The organism is Streptomyces sp. 13-12-16 (genome assembly GCF_002114215.1).
In the GTDB taxonomy this organism is placed as follows: Bacteria; Actinomycetota; Actinomycetes; order Streptomycetales; family Streptomycetaceae; genus Streptomyces.
On record NZ_NCTE01000539.1, the window covers coordinates 1 to 3,401 of the forward strand.

3 protein-coding genes are annotated in these 3,401 nt (G+C 73.9%); all 3 read left to right on the top strand.

The window, feature by feature from the left end; translation table 11 throughout:
• Window positions 1–1,779, top strand: a 1,779-nt coding sequence (locus tag B7767_RS21825) for an NHLP bacteriocin export ABC transporter permease/ATPase subunit (protein WP_085573694.1), incomplete at its 5' end; no start/stop codon positions are given.
• A gap of 106 nt (window positions 1,780–1,885) precedes the next feature.
• Window positions 1,886–2,896 carry a hypothetical protein gene (locus B7767_RS21830; RefSeq protein WP_085573695.1) on the top strand — a complete coding sequence of 337 codons (1,011 nt, stop codon included), beginning with the start codon at window positions 1,886–1,888 and terminating at the stop codon, window positions 2,894–2,896.
• A gap of 29 nt (window positions 2,897–2,925) precedes the next feature.
• Window positions 2,926–3,102 (top strand): hypothetical protein, encoded by a 177-nt coding sequence (locus tag B7767_RS46510; protein ID WP_179167232.1) that lies wholly within the window; start codon window positions 2,926–2,928, stop codon window positions 3,100–3,102.
• The last annotated feature ends 299 nt before the right edge of the window (window positions 3,103–3,401 follow it).

A 3,401-nucleotide genomic window follows, 5' to 3' on the forward strand; every position in this document is an offset into this window, starting at 1 on the left:
ACCCCGGTCGAGAAGGCGAACGCCGAGGAGTTCGAGCCCCGCGCGGTGATGTTCTACCGTCCGCTGCCCGAGCGGCGGCTGAGCCCGCTGCGGCTGCTGCGGTTCTGCATGACGGGTACGCGGGGTGATCTGACGGGGCTGCTGCTGAGCGGTCTGGTGACGGTGGCGATCGGGGCCCTGGTGCCGCTGGCGACCGGCAAGGTGCTCGGCGAGTTCGTGCCGAAGGCGCGGACCGAACTGATCGTGCAGGTGTGTCTCGCGGTGATCCTGAGCAGTGTGGTGGCCGCCGCCTTCATGCTGCTGCAGAACCTCACCCTGCTGCGTCTGGAGGGCCGGGTGGAGGCGACCCTCCAGCCGGCCGTGTGGGACCGGCTGCTGCGGCTGCCGACCACGTTCTTCACCGAGCGTTCGACGGGTGAGCTGGCGAGCGCGGCCATGGGCATCAGCGCGATCCGCCGCATGCTGGCCGGGGTCGGTCCGACAGTGGCCCAGTCGGTCACCGTGGGCGCGGTGAACCTGGGGCTGCTGCTGTGGTTCAGCGTGCCGATGGCGCTGGCCGCGCTCGGGATGCTGGTGGTCGTCGCGGGGGTGTTCCTGGGGCTCGGGCTGTGGCAGGTGCGCTGGCAGCGCCGCCTGGTGGTGCTCACCAACAAGCTGAACAACCAGGCCTTCCAGACGCTGCGCGGGCTGCCGAAGCTGCGGGTGGCGGCGGCGGAGAACTACGCGTACGCCGCGTGGGCGTCCCAGTTCGCCCGCAGCCGTGAGCTGCAGCAGAAGGCCGGCCGGATCAAGAACCTGACGGCGGTGCTGGGCGCGGTCTACCTGCCGCTGGTCACGCTGGCGATGTTCATGCTGCTGGCCGGGCCGGCCCGCGGCTCGATGACGGCGGCGGAGTTCCTCACCTTCAACACGTCGGTGACGATGGTGCTGACCTCGGTCACCCAGCTGACCGGGGCGTTCGTCTCGGCGGTCGCCGCGCTGCCGCTGTTCGAGCAGATCAAGCCGGTGCTGGACGCCACGCCCGAGGTGCGCGCGGCGAGCACCCGGCCGGGCCCGCTGTCCGGGGCGATCGAGGCGCGGCGGCTGTCCTTCCGCTACTCCGACGACGGTCCGCTGGTCCTGGACGACGTGTCGTTCGAGGCGCGGCCGGGCGAGTTCGTGGCGATCGTCGGCCCCAGCGGCTGCGGCAAGTCCACCCTGCTGCGGTTGCTGATCGGCTTCGACCGGCCGGTCTCCGGCAGTGTGCTGTACGACGGCCAGGATCTGGCCGCGCTCGACCGGTCGGCGGTGCGGCGGCAGTGCGGTGTGGTGCTCCAGCACGCACAGCCGTTCACCGGATCCATCCTGGACGTCATCTGCGGCGCCGAGCCGTACACGCCGGAGGAGGCCATGGCGGCGGCGGAGATGGCGGGGCTGGCCGAGGACATCAGGCGGATGCCGATGGGGCTGCACACCATCGTCTCCGGCAGTGGCGCGGTCTCCGGCGGCCAGCGGCAGCGGCTGATGATCGCCCAGGCGCTGATCCGCCGGCCGCGGATCCTCTTCTTCGACGAGGCGACCAGCGCCCTGGACAACGAGACGCAGCGCGCGGTCATCGAGAGCACCAAGGCCCTGGAGGCGACCCGGATCGTCATCGCGCACCGGCTGTCGACGGTGCTCGACGCGGACCGGGTGGTGGTGATGGAGGGCGGCAAGGTGGTCCAGCAGGGCCCGCCCGCCCGGCTGCTCGCCGACACCGGCGGGCGGCTGCACGAACTGGTGCGGCGGCAGATGGCGTGACGGAGACCGTCGGCGGACGGTCACCGTCCGGCCACACCTGTGGCGCGTCTTCGCCGTACACGGGGCCCGGCCGTTGCTCCGCCCGGTAAATGGGTACCCACGGGCCATGCGAACCAGCGTGATGGATGTCGGATCGAAGACCGTCAGACTCGTCGTGGCGGACACGGCGGGCGGGGCGCCGCTGCCGGTCCACACGGCGAAGTGGCCGCTCAGGCTGTCCGAGCAGGTCACGCCCGGGAAGTCGGTGCCGGAGCAGGCCGTGGAGCGCCTGGTGGACGCCGTCGCCGCGGCGGACAGGACCGCCGCGCGGTGGGGTGCGTCGGGTCCCCTGGCGTTCGCGACCGCCGTGATACGCAGCGCCCCGAACCGGCAGGAGGTGCTGAGCACGGTCCGGGCCCGCACCGGTGTCGACCTGTGCACACTGCCCGGCGAGGTGGAGGCCGAGCTCACGTTCCTCGGGGCCCGGCGCTGGATGGGCTGGCGCTGCGGGCCGCTGGCGCTGCTGGACATCGGCGGGGGTTCGCTGGAGGTCGCCTTCGGACGCGGCCGGCTGCCCGACTTCGTCGCCTCGCTGCCGCTGGGGGCGGGCCGGCTCACCCACGAGTACTTCGCGGAGTCGGACCCTCCGTCCCCGGAGCAGGTGCGGGCGCTGCGCCGGCGGGTGCGCCACCAGCTGCGGGACGTGGCGGCCCGGATCCGCTGGGAGGGACCCCGTACGGCGGTGGCCACCTCCCGCACCTTCCAGCAGCTGGGGCGGCTGTGCGGGGCCGCGCCGGGGCGGCACGGTCCGTTCGTGGAGCGGGAGTTGTCCTGCGCCGACCTGCGGGTGGCGATCGACCGGCTGGCCGCCCTGCCCGCCGCCGAACGCGCCCGGCTGCCCGGGATCTCCGCCCCGCGCGCCGCGCAGAGCCTGGCGGGCGCGGTCGTGGGGCACACGGCGATGAAGCTGACCGGTCTGGGGACGGTGACGATCTGTCCCTGGGCGCTGCGCGAGGGGGTGCTGCTGCGCCACATCGAGGACGGCCCGTCCTGGTGGGCGGAGATCATCCGCCTCAACGAGAAGGAGACGGCGGCCGACGGCCCCGTGGCGCTGCGCATCGCCACCGCGCGCGGCTGACCCGGACGTACGACGAGAGGAGACACCCCGTGTCCGAGCGGGACGACCACAAGAAGCCCGAGACGGCCGTCGAGGAGGTGCTGCGCGAGGTCGAGGAGGCCGAGCGGCGCGGCGAGGACTCCCCGGCACGACGTCGGCACCGGGGCGAGGCCGGGGAGGCCATCACCCCGAACACCGGGGCGCAGGAGGAGTCCCGGGGCGACTAGCGCCTGTCCGGCTGACCGTGCCAAAGACGCGGGACCCGGCCCGCTCTTCCCCACGCCTTTCAGGCAGGGGGAAGAGCGGGCCGGCGGCGTTGCCGTCGGTTGCCGACTCCCCCCGCATCGCGGCCGGAGGCCCCCACCCGGTTCCACCCGAGCGGGAGGGGCCCGTGTGCGGGAGGGACCCCGTCGCCCCCGCCCACCCGGGCCGCGAGGCGCCGCCGGTTTCCTCCGGCTCGGTCCGCCGGACGGGCCCCGGCGCCGTCTGTCTACCCCGGCGGCGGGCCGAGGGGCCGGGCCGCCAG

Coding starts and splice junctions, on each gene's coding strand:
- B7767_RS21830 (WP_085573695.1), top strand. CDS start 1,886: ATGCGAACCAGCGTGATGGATGTCGGATCGAAGACCGTCAGACTCGTC.